We start from the raw sequence: 17,504 nt of genomic DNA on the forward strand, positions 1-17,504 counted from the left end.
CTATTTTTACAAAGTGAAAAGAGTTATTTTATCCTTGCTGGTGGCGATGGGGATTGCCTCATGTAATCAAAAAAATGTTAAAACAACAGCCACCGGAAATGAGGCCGAAGGTATGGCTGTAAAAACGGATTCCAGTTGCTGCAATGCCAATCTGCCTAAAAGGTTTGGATCGATTGGTGCAATTGATTCTTTGGGTGCAAAGGATCCGAAGGCAAAAGCTTCGCATGAAGGGATGAAATTTATTCCGGCCGGAAGTTTTGCAATGGGTGCTGCGGACAATGAAGGCCGGCCCGATGAGTATCCTGCACATGAAGTGGTGATGGATGGCTTTTGGATTGATGAAACAGAAGTAACGAATGCACAATTTGCGCGTTTTGTAAAGGCTACGGGTTATGTAACGCAGGCCGAACGCAAACCAGACTGGGAAGAGCTGAAAAAACAACTACCGCCAGGCACACCCAAACCTGCTGATGAGTTGTTACAGCCTGCATCTTTAACCTTTTCAAAACCCACCAAGCGTGTAAACCTCAATGATGTTTCTCAATGGTGGCGCTGGACAGTCGGAGCCAGCTGGAAACATCCTCAAGGCCCTAAAAGTACTATTGTGGGTAAAGACAATTATCCAGTTACTCAGGTTTCCTGGATAGATGCTTCTGCGTATGCCAAATGGGCGGGTAAACGCCTGCCTACTGAAGCGGAGTGGGAATATGCTGCCAGAGGTGGCTTGCAGCGTAAAAAGTATCCATGGGGCGATGAAAGTCTGGATAAGGGAAAAGTTAAGGCGAATACCTGGCAGGGTGAATTTCCTTATACAGACTTAAAAACAGATGGTTTTTCAAGTACAGCCCCTGTAAAATCTTTCGCTGCAAATGGCTATGGCCTTTACGACATGTCTGGGAATGTATGGGAATGGACCGCAGACTGGTATACCGCCGACTATTACAGGGGCCTGAAGGGAAAAGTAAATAATCCGAAAGGACCAGCCGAAAGCTACGATGCCGATGAACCTACCATTCCTAAGAAAATTATCAGGGGCGGTTCGTTTATGTGCCACTCTTCTTATTGCAAGGGATATAGGGTAAGCTCAAAAATGAAGTCCTCTATGGACACAGGCCTGGAGAATACCGGTTTCAGGTGTGTAGCTAACTAAAAATTTACCTGGTTACTTTTGCTGTTCTCATGTATCTGGAAAACCGGAGTGGAAAGAAGCGCTTAAACCAGACACCTTTTATTTCTTTACCACCAATATATACCTCTTCTTTCTGCTGCTGAACAGCCTGAACGATTTGCCTTGCACATTCTTCAGGTAACATGCCGTTTTCCTGACCACTATCCATCGTACCTTGTGGACTGCCATTGGCTGTCAGGGCATTTATGGAGACCTGAGTTTTGATGAAGCCCGGGCATACGATAGTGATCTGTATGTTCTTGTCGAATACTTCTGAACGCAATGAGTCGAAATATCCATGCAGGGCATGTTTGGAGGCCGAATAGGCTGACCTTAAACGTGTGCCAAACTTTCCTACAAGACTGCTGATACAAACGATCTTTCCACCACCATGGGCAATCATGTTTTTGATGACAGCCTTGCTTAATATAACGGTTCCCCAGAAGTTTACGTTCATTAACCGTTGTTCTGTCTGCATTTCTGTGGTTAATGCCAGGCTTCTTTGACTAATGCCTCCACTGTTGATCAGCAGGTCGATGTGTCCGTAAATCCGTATGGCTTCTTCAGCTTTGCTCTCGAGAGCAGCGGTGTTTTCCAGATCTAAAGGCAGTACATGGATATTCACCGGACTTTTGCAGGCGTTTTTAACCCTATATAGTTCGTCGCGATTGCGTGAGGATAAGATCAGCTTTGCGCCCATTTTATCATAGGCATATACGAGGGCTTCTCCAATACCGGATGATGCGCCGGTAATCCAGACAACTTTGTTCTTCATGTTTTCTAAATTGGTGGTTAAAGATGGTCATCTTGTATCAGAAATAATTCAGATGCGATGTGATCAGCAAATAATTTACCTTCCTGTGTCAGAATCAGTTGTTGGTTTTGGTTTATGAGCCATTGTTTTTCTATAAAAGGTTGTATGCTTTTTAGGGTGCCGGTTAAAAATTCCTTTCCAAAATCTGCCATGATCTTTTGCAGACTGGTGCCCCAGACGGTACGGAGAGAAGTCATGATGTATTCATTAAATCTGTCGTATGTACTCAATTCCTCAATTGTTTCGGCCAGGTTTCCTGCCTGTAAGGCACTTAAATAAGCAGCATTGTTTGCTATGTTAAGGTAGCGGTTCTGCCCATCAAATCCATGCGCAGCAGGGCCGATACCCAGGTAAGGTACACCGCGCCAGTAATTGGTATTGTGCACCGCATATTTGCCCGGCTGACTAAAATTGGAGATTTCGTAATGTTCAAATCCCCCCTCTTTTAATTTGTTGATCAGGGTAAGGAACTGGGCAGCACTTTGTTCTTCATTAACGGGAACCTGTTTCCCCTTTTTAATGGCACTGGCCAGGGCAGTCCTGGGTTCAACGGTAAGCGAATAGGCTGAAATGTGCGGGGTTTGGAACTCAATCGCTTTTTGGATGTTTCGCTGCCATTTATTGTCGGTCAGTAAAGGGTAGCCGTAAATGAGATCAATGCTCAGGTTTTCAAAACCGGCATCCTGACTACGTTTGATACAATCTTCAGCTTCCTTGGCACTATGTGCCCGGTTCATCCAGATCAGGTCTTCTTCAAAAAAAGACTGGATGCCGATGCTGAACCGGTTTACAGGGAGCTGTCTCAGTTCAGTGATTTTTTTGGCATCCAGATCGTCAGGATTAGCTTCAATGGTAATTTCTGCCTCAGAAGAGATCGAGAAATGCCGGGTTAGGGTATGAAAAATCTTTTCGAACGATCTGGCCGGAAGCACCGAAGGAGTTCCCCCACCAAAATAAATACTGCCCACCTGTCCGGTTATCCTGTCCTGTTTTTTAATGATCTCTGTACATATCGCATCAGTCATTTCATCTATATATTTTAAAGAAGTGCTGAAATGAAAATCACAATAGGTACAGGCTTTTTTGCAGAATGGGATGTGGATATAAATTCCGGACATGGGACAAAGATAATAAAAGTAAAACTGTAGATGACCATAAGGATACCCTTCATACTGATGATACAGATGATTGGAAAAAAAGCCATGGTGAATTAATGCCGGAATAAGCTATTTTTGCGTTAATGATTTTAATGCGGATTGTTTTATTTGTTGTTATATTTTTTGGAACAAACTTTAGCCCGGTGCTGGCCCAGGAAGGTATTGCTCTGCCTGATACCACGGTTGCGGTTAAAAAATATTATACACAAAGAATAGTTAAGGATTCTGCCTATTTTGCCAGACAGAAATTTGTAACGGATTCAATCCTGATGCACACCTGGATCATACCAGATTCTTTACTGGATAAAAATATCATCATAGACAGTATTTTAAAGGCAAATACTTATGGCCGGTCAGGTCTGTTTACACGGTATAGGGAGTTTGAATCAAAGGTTAATGTAAACCCGTATCATACGGGTACACCAGTCCCTAAAGGAAATTTATGGGTACTTGGGGTAATTGCATTGTTGCTGGTTTTGTTCGCCTCATTAAAAGTTTCCTTTTCCAAACAGCTGCAAACGATAGTTCAATCTTTTTTCAGCAACCGGATATTGAATAATTTAAATAAGGAGGATAATCTGTTTACTTCCTGGCCATTTTTACTCTTGTTTGTGCAGTTTGGTTTTACAATAGGAATGTTTTTTTACCTGGTTACCCAATATTATCATCTCTCATTTTCTGACAGTGGGTTCCGTTTTTATATAAGCATATCTGTTTTGATTGTACTGCTGTATGTATTGAAAATCGTTTTGCTGCGCTTACTGGGATATCTTTTCAGCATCCAGAAAGCGATAAACGAATATGTTTCTATATTATATTTAAGTTATTTTAATATCGCATTAATGTTTATACCTCTGGTGATCGCTTTTGCCTTATCTCCTTTAAAGTATGGACCTTATTATATTGCTATTTCATTTATTCTGTTAATTATTGTATTTGTTTTTCAATTTATTAGAGCGGGAGTAAATATTTTATCTCATTATCGGTTTTCAAAAGTATATTTATTTTTGTACTTTTGTGCCCTCGAAATCTGCCCTATATTAATATTAATCAAGGCGATAGGATTATAAAAGCGGTAATTAGGTAAAATGCAAGAAATGACAGACGATAGGTTACGTAAAGTGAAAAGTATATTGGTAACCTTACCAAAGCCAGAAACAGAGAAGTCTCCTTATTTTGATTTGGCAAAGAAGTACAACCTGAAAATTGATTTTAGATCATTTATTCATGTTGAGGGGGTCCCAGCGAGAGATTTCAGAAAAGACAAAATTACTTTAAGTGATTTTACTGCCGTAGTATTTACCAGCAGGAATGCAGTTGATCATTTTTTCAGGATCTGTGAAGAAATGAGGTATGATGTTCCCGCTGATCTGAAATACTTTTGTATTTCTGAGTCAACGGCCTTATACCTGCAGAAATATATTCAATATAGAAAACGCAAGATCTTTTTTGGTAAACAAACTGCGGCAGATTTAGCTGAAGTGCTGAAAAAACATGCAGATGAAAAATTCCTTTATCCTTGCTCTGATGTTGCAACTGAAGACACAATGAATTTTTTACAGAAAAATGGGTACGATTTTACACCCGCAGTTCTGTTTAGGACAGTAGTGTCTGATCTTTCTGATCTTGCTGAAGTTTTTTACGATATTATTGCTTTCTTCAGTCCTTCAAGTATACAGTCGCTGTATACAAATTTCCCCGATTTTAAACAAAATAACACTCGAATTGCCGCCTTTGGGGTAAATACCCATAAAGCGGTTAAAGATGCCGGGTTAATTGTGGACATAGCAGCTCCTTCACCGGAAGCGCCTTCTATGATTATGGCAATTGAGAATTATATAAAAAAATCGAACAAATAAAGTTTCTCTGTTAGCTAATAGTTTAAAATTTTTCTTAAAAATATTCATCTTGGCAATAAAAATGCCAGACTTTAGTTTATTTTTATTTTAAGTCACATTTTTATGACTTAATAATTGTTTATATCAATCAAAATTGATAAAATTGTTATAAAATTGCTTGACGCTATATATGAGAAACGTATACTTTGTTGCTTTTATTACTATCGCTGCATTATTTTCGAGTTGTGGAAAAGGAGGACAGGGGGAGTTGGTTGGAGTTTATAATAGGAAATTCAGGAACAACAGAATCCCTTTGGGAATGGTATATATCCCGCCTGGAAGGACTTTAATTGGGATGTCTGATGAGGATATTAACAATACGCAAAGCTCTCCTGCCAGGATGACTTCTTTTAGTGCTTTTTTTATGGATCAGACTGAAATTACAAATGCTGAATACAGGCAGTTTGTATATTGGGTGAGAGATTCCGTTGCGGTAACTTCGTTAGGCCCGTCTGGGGCTCCTACATATTTTAAACCGGCACCTACGGGACCAGGTGGTGGGGCTGCCCTGGGTGCAAACAGAAATATAGACTGGAGAAAGATCGGTAATGGGTCTGCACTGTGGAGCAAAAAAAATAATGGATTAGGGAATAAGCTGACCGATATGTATTATAGTGGTGCAGATGCCCTGCCTGGGAGAGATGAGATTGACATCAGGAAATTAAGGTATGCTTACAGTTATGTAAGCTCCGATCTTGCCGTTGAGGGCAGGAAGGACCCATCCAAAAAGAGACAGGATTTTATCATTACTTATACGGACAATCCAGATCCAAGTAATCCAAACCATCATCCTTCTGTTCCTGTTTATCCTGATACTTTGGTGTGGAAAGTGGACTACTCTTATTCTCAGAATGATCCAATGGTTAAAACCTATTTTAACCATCCATCATATGATGACTATCCGGTTGTTGGGGTAACCTGGGAACAGGCCAGTGCTTTTTGCGTATGGCGTACCCGTTTTTATGAATCGGTTGCTGTATCCAGGAAACAGCCGATTAATGCCAGACCAGAATATCAACTGCCAAGTGAGGCTCAGTTTGAATACGCCGCCAGGGGAGGTAATGTAAAAACCAAATACCCATGGGGTGGCCCTTATGTACGCAATACAAAAGGATGTATGCAGGCAAACTTTAAGGTTGGCCGTGGAAATTATTCAGATGATGGTGGACTGTACACGGTAAACGTAAAGTCTTATTTTCCTAACGATTATGGTCTTTATAATATGGCTGGTAATGTTTCGGAATGGACAATAACAGCCTACAACCAATCTGCAGCCCCTATGCTGCTTGATTTTAACCCTAACTTTACTTATGTAGCCAAAACCGGTGACAGTAAATACATGAAACGTAAAGTAGTAAGGGGCGGATCATGGAAAGATATTGGCTTCTTCCTCCAAAATTCAGTGGGTACTTATGAGTACCAGGACCAGGCCAGATCTTATATAGGCTTCAGGTGTGTTTCTGCATATCCTGGAACTGACATCACTTACAGAAACTAAAAAACTAAAAATAAAATCTTAATCCTTTATTAACGAAGACAATGGCAGCAAAGAAAAAATTCGATTGGTTACATGTGGCAATATCCTGGGGAGCCAGTATTGTAATTTTAGGTGCATTATTTAAAATATTACATATTGGTGGTGCATTGGGTAACTACGCGATTGGTATAGGTTTGGGTGTTGAGGCTTGTTTGTTCTTCCTGACGGGTTTCAGACAACCAGAACAGGAACTTCCATGGGAGCGGGTATACCCAGAACTGAGTGCAGATTTTAGCGGTGAATTGCCTAAATCATCGGCAAGACCTGTTGCAGCTGCTGCAGGTTTTTCTTCTACTGCAGCATTGGATAAAATGCTGGTAGATGCTAAGATTGGGCCTGAACTGATTGAAAGTCTGGGTACTGGTCTCCGCACATTTGGGGATAAGGTTGCGGCAATTTCGAATGTTGCAGATGCTTCATCGGCTACCAACGAATTTACAGGGAAGCTAAAAACAGCTTCTGCAAGTTTTGATACGCTGAACGGTGCTTTTGAGAAAGCTACTTCACAGCTGGTAGAAATGGGGAACAGTAATACAGCTTCTACAGCTTATCACGACCAGGTAAATGCGCTTGCCAAAAATCTGTCGGCTTTAAATGCCGTCTATGAACTGGAACTCCAGGATTCAAGTGCACATTTGAAATCGATGAACAAGTTTTATCAGAACTTATCATTGACAATGAATAATTTCAATGAATCTATGGAAGACTCAAAACAATTTAAGGAGGAGGTTGGTAAACTTGCCAAGAATTTATCCTCATTAAATGCCATTTATGGCAATATGCTGTCTGCCATGAACCAGCCACGTGTATAATTAGTAATCAATTAGTTATTATTTAACCAAACAGACCTAATTAAAAATGGCCGGAGGAAAAGAGACAACGAGGCAGAAGATGATCAATATCATGTATTTGGTATTGTTGGCTATGCTTGCTTTAAACGTATCAGATACTATACTTAATGCTTTCAAAAACATTAATGACAGTTTGGTTACGTCTAAAACTAATGTAAATACAAGCATTGACCAGTTATTCTCATCGTTTCAGAATACAAAATTAAAGGATGAACCAGCAAGGGCCCAACCTATATGGGAAAAGGCCAATAAGGCTAAAGCTTATGCTGATGAACTGAACAGTTATGTTCAGCAATTGAAAGATAAATTTGTTACAGCTGGTGAGGGAATTAATGAGGAAACAGGCGATATAAAACTGCGGGAAAATATGGACATTGCCCAGGGAATTATGATAAACCAAAAGGAAGGGTTTAAGTTGAAAGCCAAAATTAATGAGACCCGTGAAAAGCTGATTGACTTATTGGACGAAAAGGATCGTGCTGGTGTAACCTTTTCTTTGGAAGCAAAGGATGCTGTAAAACAGGTAAATGGAAAAAAGGAGTGGGTAGACATTAATTTTGGTGAAGGAACCCCATTAACTGCTGCCAATACAATATTAAGCAAGATCCAGTCGGATGTAAAAAATGCTGAAGCCGAAGTAGTTAAGAAACTGTTTGGCAATATGGACAAGGCTTTGGTTAACCTGGATCAGTTTGATGCTGTTGCAGTAGCCCCAAGTTCGTACGTGATACAAGGTCAGCCTTATACTGCACAGGTATTTTTAACTGCAAGTGATTCCAGGTCCAACCCTGTTATTACTGTTAACGGAAGTTCGCTGGCTGTTAAAGATGGCAAGGGAACTTATACAGGTGGTACAGGAAGCGTTGGTGTTTTTAAATGGTCGGGTGTAATTAGGGTGAAACAAACAGATGGTCAGGTAAAGGAGTACAAAACTCCTGAACAAAGCTATCAGGTGGCCAAGCCTTCGGCAACAGTTTCGCCAGATAAGATGAACGTAATTTATGCCGGAATTGCCAATCCTTTTTCTGTTTCGGCAGCAGGCTTTGCTTTGGAAAGTGTGAATGCAAGCATCTCAGGCGGATCAATAAAAAAAGTTGGAAGCGGCCAGTATTCAGTGATGGTTGGTGGGGATCAGGTTGGCAAGACCTTAAGCATCAATGTTTCTGCAAGTAACGGGGGAAAGTCATTAAACCTGGGGTCGCAGCAGTTCAGGGTTAAAGCATTGCCTACACCAAGGGCCTATATTAAAGGTAAGTCAGGTGGGAATGTTCCTCTGGAATGGATTGAGGGAGCTGGTGCTATTGAAACGCAACTGGAAGATTTTGTATTTGATGTGAAATTTAGGGTGGTACGCTTTTCGGCTACTTTTATTAATCCACGTTCAGATGCTGTTACCATTGCAAACAACGGCGGTGGTTTTGGCGGACAAATAAAAGGGGCTTTAAACTCAATTAAGCCGGGTGCTACCATTATATTTAAAGATATTGTATGTGAAGGACCAGATGGAAGACAAAAAGTTTTAGATGGTATTACATTTGTAGCTAAATAATAGAATATGAAGAACATTGTAGGTATTATCGTATTTCTGTTGCTGAGTGTAAGTGCTTTTGCGCAGGTAAACAATACAGCAGCACCTGTGGATTCTGCTAAGAAGGCGAGGTTGAAGATAAAAACCCCGCCAAAGGACGGATATTCGGTTAGAACAGATGTGGATAGTGCTGTAATGGTTCCTTATGCAGATGTAAGGGAAGAAGATGTTTACTATGCAAAACGTATATGGCGTGAAATTGACTTGAGGGATACCATAAATTCTGTACTGAAAGCAGAAGATGCCAAATTGATTGACATATTGCTGGAGGCCGTAGGGAATGAAGAGCTTACCGTATATTCTCCAAAGGATACCACCTCGGGTAAAATCCTGGAAGATAACGATTCATTTAAGATTGCACTTACTGCCCAACAGGCTTTGCAAGGGGCGAGAGGGGTAACAGAAGGTGTAGCAGATTCGGTAACCGGTAAAATTGCAGAACCAAAACTGAGAAAACTAAGATCTGATGAGTTTTTAAAATTCAGGATCAAAGAAGATTGGATCTTGGATACCAAGCGCTCTATCTTTGAACCAAGAATAGTAGGTTTGGCTCCTATGAAGATGGTAGAGGGGAACTGGCAGCCGGTATTCTGGATCTATTATGACGATGCAAGGGAATTATTGAGTAAAAAGCGTCTGGTTAACCCCCTTAACGATGCTTCACAACTTACCTTTGACGATTTTTTTGTAAGGCGTTTATTTTCAAGTTACGTAGTAAAAGAAACAAACCCCGCAAATAAGAATATAGTGGATATTTTGGGCCAGACAGATCCTAAGGACACCAGAAAACTATATGAGTCTGAGCGAATCAAAAAATCCATTTCAGATTATGAGCAAAGTTTATGGGAATATTAATTTTTGTTTTTCATTAGATAAAATAAAAGCCTCAATGCATTACATTGAGGCTTTTATCTTGTAAAGTAATCTAAAAGGGTTTTTACCTGAGTTTTATTAAGTACCATAGTTAACTCTTCTTCTTTAGCCTCTTTTATTTTTTTAACAGATTTGAAATGCCTGAGTAGTTTATCGGCAGTGGTTTTACCAATGCCGGGAATTTGTTCCAATTCTGTTTTCAGTGTGCCCTGATCTCTCTTTTTTCGGTGGAAGGTGATACCAAAGCGGTGAGCCTCATCGCGTAGCTGCTGAATTACTTTTAAGGTTTCCGATTTTTTATCCAGGTATAAAGGATATGGATCACCGGGGAAAAACAATTCTTCCAATCTTTTAGCTATTCCGATTACAGTAACCCGTTTTTCTATGCCCAGTTTCTTTAAACTGTTCATGGCAGAGGAAAGCTGGCCCTTACCTCCATCAATGATGATGAGTTCAGGTAAGGTGTTCTCTTCTTCCAGCATGCGCTTATAACGCCTGTAAACAGCCTCTTCCATGGTGGCAAAATCATTTGGTCCTTCTACTGTTTTCACATTGAAATGCCTGTAATCTTTTTTAGAAGGTTTGGCGTCCTTAAAAACAACAATGGCAGAAACCGGGTACTTGCCCTGGAAGTTGGAATTGTCAAAGCATTCGATGTGTTTGGGGCTTTTTGTAAGCCCAAGGTCTTTCTGCATCTGACTAAGGATCCGGTCTGTTCTCAGATCAGGATTTAATTTCTCGTACTGGTTTAGCTTCTCTTTTTTAAAGAACAATACGTTTTTCTGTGAGAGTTCAAGCAGTTTTTTCTTTTCCCCCAGTTTGGGTAAAGTAAACTTAAGATTTTCATCCGTTAATGTAATGTCAAAAGGGACAATGATCTCTTTTGAGGTACTATTAAACCTGGTGCGGAATTCCATTATGGCAATAGTAAGAAGCTCTTCATCAGTTTCATCCAGGCGTTTCTTAATCTCAATGGTTTGTGTTTGAATGATACTTCCGTTCATTACTTTAAGGTAATTCACAAAAGCGTAACGTTCATCAGAAGCGATACTAACTACATCTACATTGGTGATGGCACTGTTTACTACCGTTGATTTGCTCTGGTATTTTTCTAATACCATCAATTTACGCTGGTACTGGTGGGCTAGTTCAAAATTTAATTCATCTACTGACTTTTTAATAACCCGTTTTACGTCTTTAATGACATTGCCGATTTTTCCATTGAGAATATCTTTGATCTCTTCAATATTTGAATCGTAATCGGGTTCGGTCTGATAGGCCTGACATGGCCCTTTGCAGTTCCCGATCTGGTATTCAAGGCATACCTTGAATTTACCATCGTCAATATTTTTTTTGCTGAGTGGCAGGTTACAGGTTCTTAAGGGATAGGTTTCTTTAATAAGGTCGATGATGGTGTGCATCATACCAACAGAAGCATAAGGGCCAAAATAAGTTGATCCGTCTTTTATCATTTTCCTTGTCCAGTATACCCTGGGGAAAGGTTCTTTTTTAATGATGATCCAGGGATAGGTTTTATCATCTTTGAGCAGGATGTTATATCTTGGCTGATGCTTTTTGATCAGACTGTTTTCCAGTAGCCAGGCGTCTATTTCTGTATCAACAATGGTAAAGGTAATTTTACGGATCCGGGAAACCAGTACCCTGGTTTTTCCGTTCATCTGATTGTCTTTGTTGAAATAGGAGCCTACCCGGTTTCGTAGATCTTTAGCTTTACCGATATAAATAAGCGTACCTTCTGCATCCCAGTACTGGTAAATACCAGGTTTATGTGGTATGTTGGTCAGGGCCTTTTTATGATCGAAAGCACTCATTGGGAAATAATATGTTTAAGGCTATTAAAAACCTAGTTTTTCGTCTAATTCTGTTTTTTGTTCCTGCTGTTGCTGGTATTGATTGCAATCGTATATAATTGATACACCGCTTTTAGGAGGCTCAAAATCGGCCTGAGAAATTTTTAACTTCGGATTGGCATAAACCCGTTTCATGAAACCAGCAAAAATTGGAAGCGCGGTAGTAGCTCCATCACCCTGTGCAGTGCTGATGAAATGAAAGGCACGATCCTCGCAGCCCGTCCACACACCCGCAACCAGTTGTGGACTGATGCCCATAAACCACCCATCTGAGTTATTTTGCGTGGTACCTGTTTTTCCGCCAATGGCAGCCTTAACCCCAAACCTTCCGGCCAAACGCCAACCTGTACCATTGGTAACCACACCCCTTAACATACGGGTCATTACATAAGCCACCTCTTCATTCATAGCCGGCACCGGAATCGGTTTTTCGCTATATAACACTACGCCGTTCCTATCTTCTATTCTTACAATATAGGTTGGTTTAGTCCACACACCCTTATTGGCAAAAACGCTGTAAGCACCAACCATATCGTAAACGGAGGCATCAAAAGAGCCCAGTGCGATAGATGGATAGGCAGGAACATCTGAAGTAATCCCCATTTTCTTAGCGAGCGTCGCCACTGCAGTTGGTCCAACCTGTTTCATTAAATAGGCCGCAATATAGTTCTGGGAAAGTGCCAGGGCTTTCTGCAAGGTTAAGTACCCCGGAACGGTTCCTGATGACCTTGGTATCCAGGGTTTACTTCCTGGCACCTCAATGGTTACAGGCTCATTAAGTACACTATAACAAGGAGAATAACCGTTCTCTATGGCAACTGCGTAGGTAAATGGTTTTGCCGTAGAACCAACCTGTCGCGTGCCCATTTTTACCTGGTCATATTTAAAGTGTTCATAATTGATGCCGCCAACCCATGCCTTTACCAATCCGGTTTGGGGATCCATGGCCATCATGGCATTCCTCAATAGCATTTTATAGTACCTTACAGAATCGATAGGTTTCATTAACGTGTCAATATTCCCTTTCCAGGTGAAAATTGTCAGCCTGGTTGGTGTATTGAAATCGGCTTTGATTTCCTGCTCTGATTTTCCTTCCAGCTGAAGTGCTTTATATCTATCGGATCTTTTAATCCCCTGTTCTATCTGCATTTCCTTACCTTTAAAAGGATCCCGGCCTTTCCAGCTTTTTATAAATGAAAGCTGCAGGGTTTTCATGTATTCTTTTTGTGCTTCTTCAGCATAGATCTGCATGTCGTAATTTAAGGTCGTATAGATTTTAAGCCCGTCCCTGTCCAGATCATAGGGAACACCATTGTTTAGTATAGAGCGTTCCTGAAAAATTCTTTTAATATCACTTTTCAGTACTGCTCTGAAATAAGGAGCAATGCCATCATTTACAGTTGCTGCACTAAATCTTAGGCCAAGTGGTTTTTCTTTCTCTGTATCCAGTTGCTGTTGGGTAAGTAAATCTGCTTTTACCATTAAACCCATAATTGTATTTCTGCGGGCAAGCGAGCGGTCGGGGTTACGCGTTGGAGAATACCGGCTGATCCCTTTCAGGATTCCAATGAGGGTAGCCGACTGCGCTACCGTCAGTTGATCGGGCGTGGTATTGAAATATACCCTTGCGGCTGATTTTATACCATAAGCCTGGTTTCCAAAATCAACCGTATTCAGGTACATAACAAGTATTTCTTCTTTGGTATAATTGCGTTCCAGCTTTACTGCAATTACCCATTCCTGAAATTTTTGGAGGATACGCTTTAAAAAATTCTTTTGTCTGCCCTCTTCCGAGAACAGGTTTAATGCGAGTTGCTGGGTAATGGTGCTGCCACCTTGTTTTTTACCTACAAGTGCATACAGAAATATCGTGAATGTACGTTTGAAATCTATACCCGAATGCTCTTTAAAACGAATATCTTCTGTTGCGATTAATGCATTGATTACATTGGGTGAGATTTCCTGATAACTTACATTAGAACGGTTCTGTACAAAATAGGTGCCCAGTACCCTGCTGTCATCCGCAAGGATTTCTGATGCCTGGTTGCTTTTTGGGTGCTCAATATCTCTGAAAGATGGCAGTTCTCCAAATAATCCGAATCCAATTGCCATAATGAACAGTGCAAACAATACCATCCCTCCAATCAATAACTTCCATAATCTATAATTATACTTCCTGATGTCCTCTTGTGAAAGTTTTTTGTTCATTTTAATAATTGTTTTTATAGAATTCCAGGTATTTGTTCAGAATATCTTTACTGGTTAATTTATCGAAGTTTTCTTTGCTGATCACGAAACCAGTATAAATACTAGCTGGAACCTTCATTATTTGTTTTAGCTGAGGGCTTATGCCATCTGCATAAGTTTTAGCCTCGTCAAAATTACTAAAGTTCCCTACATATATGAGCTGGTCATTGTCAAATTCTTTCAATTGATGCCTTAAATTCTGGCCCGAATAGTTTCCCCTGTTAAATTGCCCGATACCGAAACGTGAAGAGCTAAGCGTTAATGAGGCATCGGCTACATCAATAACATAATAATATACTGTCGAAACCGCAGTACTAAACATACCTTCTACTTTAATAGGAACGGCTGGTATTGGTTTTTCTGTTTTGGGTACGTTTGTTACTGCCGCAGATTCAATTTTATTGTTTTGCTGAACTGCGGGAATCACCTCTTGCCGGGCAGTTACACTTGGTGCAGGTGCCTGACGGATGGCAAAAGGAGGTTCATTCGGATCAAAGTCTATCAATGCAATTTTTCTTTTTTGAAAATCCTGGAGGTGTTCATTGATATAAGCAATATGATCTTTGACCAGGGGAGTGATCAGCTTGTCGTCTGGAAATGAATTCGTTATTCCATTAAATGTAGTTAAAAGTGTGTCCACGTGGTTTGTCCTGCCTATGGCTATTGCTTTTAAATAAGCGTATTGTGGGGACAGGTAATTTTCCTCTTTATTTTTTAGAACCTGATCAGCCATTTGCATTACACCTGTAAAATCTTTTTTCTGGTATTGTTCAAAAATGCTATTGTATTCTTTATTGAGGGTAGTTTCCAGTTCCGTTTGTTTTAAAGAAAATGAGGGATCAAGAATTGTTTTTGCATATACAGTGCCAGGAAATTCTTTTAAAATTTTGTTTTTATAATTTGTTGCTGCTGTTTGGTCTTTATTTTTATAAATGAGAAATAGGCCATAATAGGAAGCTGCCAGATGGTTGTTGCCTGGAAAACGGTTTAAAAGGATCTGGTATACCTCTTCTGCTTCTTCAGGGTCGTTAAGTTCCTGTAGATAGAAACTGGCAATATCGTAATAAGCATCAATGATTTTTTGATTGGATTGAGCAAGTTGTCCGGCAGTTAAAGGCAGAGCTGTCGTGTAGGCTTTTATTTCAGCCGTTTTATCAGAAAGCCCAGGATTGTCAATTCCTGCATTATTGGCCAAGGCGGTAGCCATGTTATTTGTAATGTCCTGATTGGTGGTCTGGGCAGATGAACGAATACTCTGGCGCCAGTTGTTTTCCAGTTTTCTGTTGCCCCATTTTTTCTTAAAGTCCGAATACCCTTTACTGAGTGCAGCAGCATTGCTAAAATAAAAAGTGCTGGAAGTTTGGGGCTTATTGCTTTCCGACAGGTTAAAGGCCAATGGGCTGGTATTAGGGCTAACCTGTGTATTTACAAGATCAGGTCTGCCAACAGGATTAAAGATTGCCTGTATTTTTGCCTCACGTTCCTTTTCAGGTAACCGGGCAATGTTTTGCAGCGTATCTTCCTTGGCAATGGTCTCATATCGTTTGGTCAGGTATTCTAGGTTTTGATTCTTTTTTACAATAAGTTCAAAACCCGGGTAGGTTTTAGGCAATGTATTAACAGCACTGTCATAATATAGTTTTGCATTCAGATAATCATGGAAATGCTTAAAATTCAGGTCGGCAATTTTTAAATAGGAAAGGCCTTTCTGATATTGGTTTTTTGTGCTTTTCTGAATCGACAGGAGATCGTACTTTTTAGCTTCCGCATAAGCTTCATCTGCAATTAAACTCTCTGCAATCTGATAATAGATCTGGTCAATATAATCGGTATTCTTATCGTCTTTTAACAATGCGAGCAATTCATCCTGTTTGTTAATTTTTTTGCCACTTAACAAGGCATTAATTTTAATGCGGTTCAGATTGGCATTGAAATACATTTCGAAAGGTGCATTGCTCTTTTGCACCTTACGGTAACTTAATAACGCTTCGGAATAGTTCTTTTGTTGTTCGGAAAGTTGGGCCAGGATATAGGTCCACCTGATTTTGTGCTGGCTATCATGGCTTGCCTTCACGGCATCTTTTAAGTAGGAGATTGCTACTGCATTTTTATGATGATATATGGATAGCTGGGCAAGTGTCGCTAATGGTTCAGCCGTATTTTTCTTTAAGTCGGGGATCATATAGGCAAGTGTATCTAGTGTTAGTTTGGCCTCATTTAACCTCCTCACCTGCATCAGGCTCCTGGCTTTCCAGTTTAAAGCCTCCACATAACTTTTCGTGTTGTTTTTATAATTCTTTATGACATAATCAAAATATTCGGCTGCATTAAAGTAATTACCTTTAAAAAAGTTGGCCTTTCCCAGCAGGATATAAGCATCATCCAGGTAGTTACTATAGCTTTTCTCAAGAATAATAATCTGTGCTTTTTTGATAATATCGTCCATTGTTTTAGCCCCGTTACCATCTTTCACTATAAAATTGCTATCGATTTCCGGACCAAGATAAACCGGCAAAACCTGGTCGTAATTTTCAGGGTATGCTTCGGCAAGCTCTTGCTGGTGTGTATTTAATATGACTTTGGCATTATAGATATAGTTATATCTGGCGGTTAAGTTTTGCATGCTTCTGGTGGTCGCATTGTCTTTTTGGGAACCGCAAGCATATATTATGCAGCTGCATAAGCTAAATAATATTACCTTTAAATTGTGGGTAGCGTAATTTTTCAATAGGACGAGTTAAAACTTATAAACAACAATATATATACAAAAGTATTTTATTCATCAATAATTTCTTAACAAAACACGTTTTTATTTATAGCACATTTGTTTATGAAAGACCCTAATCAAAGAAAAAAGAACCTGAATGCTTTTGCGAAATACTCTTCTATTAGCTTTCAAATGATAGTTGTTATTGGCGTGTTTGCCTTCATTGGACATAAAATTGATGTTTATCGCAATGCCAAAACACCAATCTTTACTGCGGGGTTCAGTTTGTTAGGTGTAGCCATTTCAATGTACCAGGTTGTAAAGCAACTAAATAAAAATGACTCCTGATTGTTGAAGCCAATAGTTATGTCTACTTTTGTGAAAAAACATAAAAATTGAGCCTGACCAAATTTACTTTTTTATATTTCTTATACGCTGCCTGTTTAGCAGCAGTTGCCTATTTTCTTCCTTTTTTTTTACCTGATGTGAAGTTGTTTGTTTCGAGCTTCTGGACTTTGTTTATTTTTTTTTCTGGTGTTACTTATATTGCTTATGTACTGGCTTATTTGGGGATAAAACGCCATCCGGAAACGGGAATCATGGCCATTATGGGATCTATTACACTGAAAATGCTTTTTTCTATGGCTTTTGTGCTGATTTACAGTCTAAACAGTAAAGAAAAAGGATTAATTATGGTGCTGAATTTTTTTTCTTTATATTTATTGTTCAGCTTCTTTGAAATATACGCTTTGTTACGTAACTTGCGCCACCAAAATAAATAGTAAAAATCTGC

At 39.8% G+C, this 17,504-nt stretch carries 14 protein-coding genes; 9 read left to right on the forward strand and 5 right to left on the reverse strand.

The window, feature by feature from the left end:
- The first annotated feature begins 13 nt into the window (after positions 1-13).
- Positions 14-1,150: a formylglycine-generating enzyme family protein gene (locus PHEP_RS01885; RefSeq protein WP_238326531.1), complete on the forward strand. Its 1,137-nt coding sequence runs from the start codon at positions 14-16 to the stop codon at positions 1,148-1,150.
- A gap of 4 nt (positions 1,151-1,154) precedes the next feature.
- On the opposite strand, the gene PHEP_RS01890 is transcribed toward PHEP_RS01885, so the two are convergent.
- Both PHEP_RS01890 and hemW read right to left on the reverse strand, forming a co-directional pair.
- Positions 1,155-1,943, reverse strand: a complete 789-nt coding sequence (locus PHEP_RS01890; RefSeq protein ID WP_012780556.1) for an SDR family oxidoreductase — start codon at positions 1,941-1,943, stop codon at positions 1,155-1,157.
- A gap of 17 nt (positions 1,944-1,960) precedes the next feature.
- A complete protein-coding gene (gene hemW / locus PHEP_RS01895) occupies positions 1,961-3,100 on the reverse strand; it encodes a radical SAM family heme chaperone HemW (RefSeq protein ID WP_012780557.1) in 1,140 nt (379 codons plus the stop codon).
- 122 nt (positions 3,101-3,222) lie between these two features.
- On the opposite strand from hemW, the gene PHEP_RS01900 reads away from it, so the two are divergent.
- From PHEP_RS01900 to porN, 6 genes are all read left to right on the forward strand, one after another.
- Positions 3,223-4,209: a DUF4271 domain-containing protein gene (locus PHEP_RS01900; RefSeq protein ID WP_012780558.1), complete on the forward strand. Its 987-nt coding sequence runs from the start codon at positions 3,223-3,225 to the stop codon at positions 4,207-4,209.
- Positions 4,210-4,227: 18 nt separating this feature from the next.
- The gene (locus PHEP_RS01905) at positions 4,228-4,998 is read left to right on the forward strand and encodes a uroporphyrinogen-III synthase (RefSeq protein ID WP_012780559.1); all 771 of its coding nucleotides are present in this window, start codon (positions 4,228-4,230) and stop codon (positions 4,996-4,998) included.
- 169 nt (positions 4,999-5,167) lie between these two features.
- Complete coding sequence (porK, locus tag PHEP_RS01910) at positions 5,168-6,535, forward strand: T9SS ring complex lipoprotein PorK/GldK (protein WP_012780560.1); 1,368 nt, start codon at positions 5,168-5,170, stop codon at positions 6,533-6,535.
- 41 nt (positions 6,536-6,576) lie between these two features.
- Entirely contained in the window at positions 6,577-7,386 is an 810-nt protein-coding gene (porL, locus tag PHEP_RS01915; RefSeq protein WP_012780561.1) for a type IX secretion system motor protein PorL/GldL, read from the forward strand.
- A gap of 46 nt (positions 7,387-7,432) precedes the next feature.
- Positions 7,433-8,974, forward strand: a complete 1,542-nt coding sequence (porM, locus tag PHEP_RS01920) for a type IX secretion system motor protein PorM/GldM (protein ID WP_012780562.1) — start codon at positions 7,433-7,435, stop codon at positions 8,972-8,974.
- A gap of 6 nt (positions 8,975-8,980) precedes the next feature.
- Positions 8,981-9,868 carry a type IX secretion system ring subunit PorN/GldN gene (porN, locus tag PHEP_RS01925; RefSeq protein WP_012780563.1) on the forward strand — a complete coding sequence of 296 codons (888 nt, stop codon included), beginning with the start codon at positions 8,981-8,983 and terminating at the stop codon, positions 9,866-9,868.
- Positions 9,869-9,921: 53 nt separating this feature from the next.
- Here the strand turns inward: porN and uvrC are convergent, their stop codons facing one another.
- Genes uvrC through porW form a run of 3 tightly spaced genes read right to left on the reverse strand, consistent with a single transcriptional unit; the run spans position 9,922 to position 16,732 of the window.
- Entirely contained in the window at positions 9,922-11,718 is a 1,797-nt protein-coding gene (uvrC, locus tag PHEP_RS01930) for an excinuclease ABC subunit UvrC (protein ID WP_012780564.1), read from the reverse strand.
- A gap of 24 nt (positions 11,719-11,742) precedes the next feature.
- Positions 11,743-13,965, reverse strand: coding sequence for a penicillin-binding protein 1A (locus PHEP_RS01935; protein ID WP_012780565.1), 2,223 nt, complete (start codon positions 13,963-13,965; stop codon positions 11,743-11,745).
- A gap of 1 nt (position 13,966) precedes the next feature.
- Complete coding sequence (gene porW, locus PHEP_RS01940) at positions 13,967-16,732, reverse strand: type IX secretion system periplasmic lipoprotein PorW/SprE (RefSeq protein WP_012780566.1); 2,766 nt, start codon at positions 16,730-16,732, stop codon at positions 13,967-13,969.
- A 102-nt stretch (positions 16,733-16,834) separates the two neighbouring features.
- Here porW and PHEP_RS01945 point away from each other — a divergent pair, with 102 nt between their 5' ends.
- Together PHEP_RS01945 and PHEP_RS01950 are read left to right on the forward strand one after the other, a co-directional pair.
- Positions 16,835-17,059 carry an AtpZ/AtpI family protein gene (locus PHEP_RS01945; protein ID WP_012780567.1) on the forward strand — a complete coding sequence of 75 codons (225 nt, stop codon included), beginning with the start codon at positions 16,835-16,837 and terminating at the stop codon, positions 17,057-17,059.
- Between the two features lie 47 nt (positions 17,060-17,106).
- The gene (locus PHEP_RS01950) at positions 17,107-17,493 is read left to right on the forward strand and encodes a hypothetical protein (protein ID WP_012780568.1); all 387 of its coding nucleotides are present in this window, start codon (positions 17,107-17,109) and stop codon (positions 17,491-17,493) included.
- The last annotated feature ends 11 nt before the right edge of the window (positions 17,494-17,504 follow it).

This window comes from Pedobacter heparinus DSM 2366 (assembly GCF_000023825.1).
GTDB lineage: Bacteria > Bacteroidota > Bacteroidia > Sphingobacteriales > Sphingobacteriaceae > Pedobacter > Pedobacter heparinus.

Excerpts from the sequence above, each read along its gene's own strand:
- PHEP_RS01945 (WP_012780567.1), top strand. The coding sequence starts at position 16,835 with ATGAAAGACCCTAATCAAAGAAAAAAGAACCTGAATGCTTTTGCGAAA.
- PHEP_RS01935 (WP_012780565.1), bottom strand. The coding sequence starts at position 13,965 with ATGAACAAAAAACTTTCACAAGAGGACATCAGGAAGTATAATTATAGA.
- porL (WP_012780561.1), top strand. The coding sequence starts at position 6,577 with ATGGCAGCAAAGAAAAAATTCGATTGGTTACATGTGGCAATATCCTGG.
- uvrC (WP_012780564.1), bottom strand. The coding sequence starts at position 11,718 with ATGAGTGCTTTCGATCATAAAAAGGCCCTGACCAACATACCACATAAA.
- porK (WP_012780560.1), top strand. The coding sequence starts at position 5,168 with ATGAGAAACGTATACTTTGTTGCTTTTATTACTATCGCTGCATTATTT.
- porM (WP_012780562.1), top strand. The coding sequence starts at position 7,433 with ATGGCCGGAGGAAAAGAGACAACGAGGCAGAAGATGATCAATATCATG.
- PHEP_RS01890 (WP_012780556.1), bottom strand. The coding sequence starts at position 1,943 with ATGAAGAACAAAGTTGTCTGGATTACCGGCGCATCATCCGGTATTGGA.
- PHEP_RS01905 (WP_012780559.1), top strand. The coding sequence starts at position 4,228 with ATGCAAGAAATGACAGACGATAGGTTACGTAAAGTGAAAAGTATATTG.
- PHEP_RS01900 (WP_012780558.1), top strand. The coding sequence starts at position 3,223 with ATGATTTTAATGCGGATTGTTTTATTTGTTGTTATATTTTTTGGAACA.
- hemW (WP_012780557.1), bottom strand. The coding sequence starts at position 3,100 with ATGTCCGGAATTTATATCCACATCCCATTCTGCAAAAAAGCCTGTACC.
- porN (WP_012780563.1), top strand. The coding sequence starts at position 8,981 with ATGAAGAACATTGTAGGTATTATCGTATTTCTGTTGCTGAGTGTAAGT.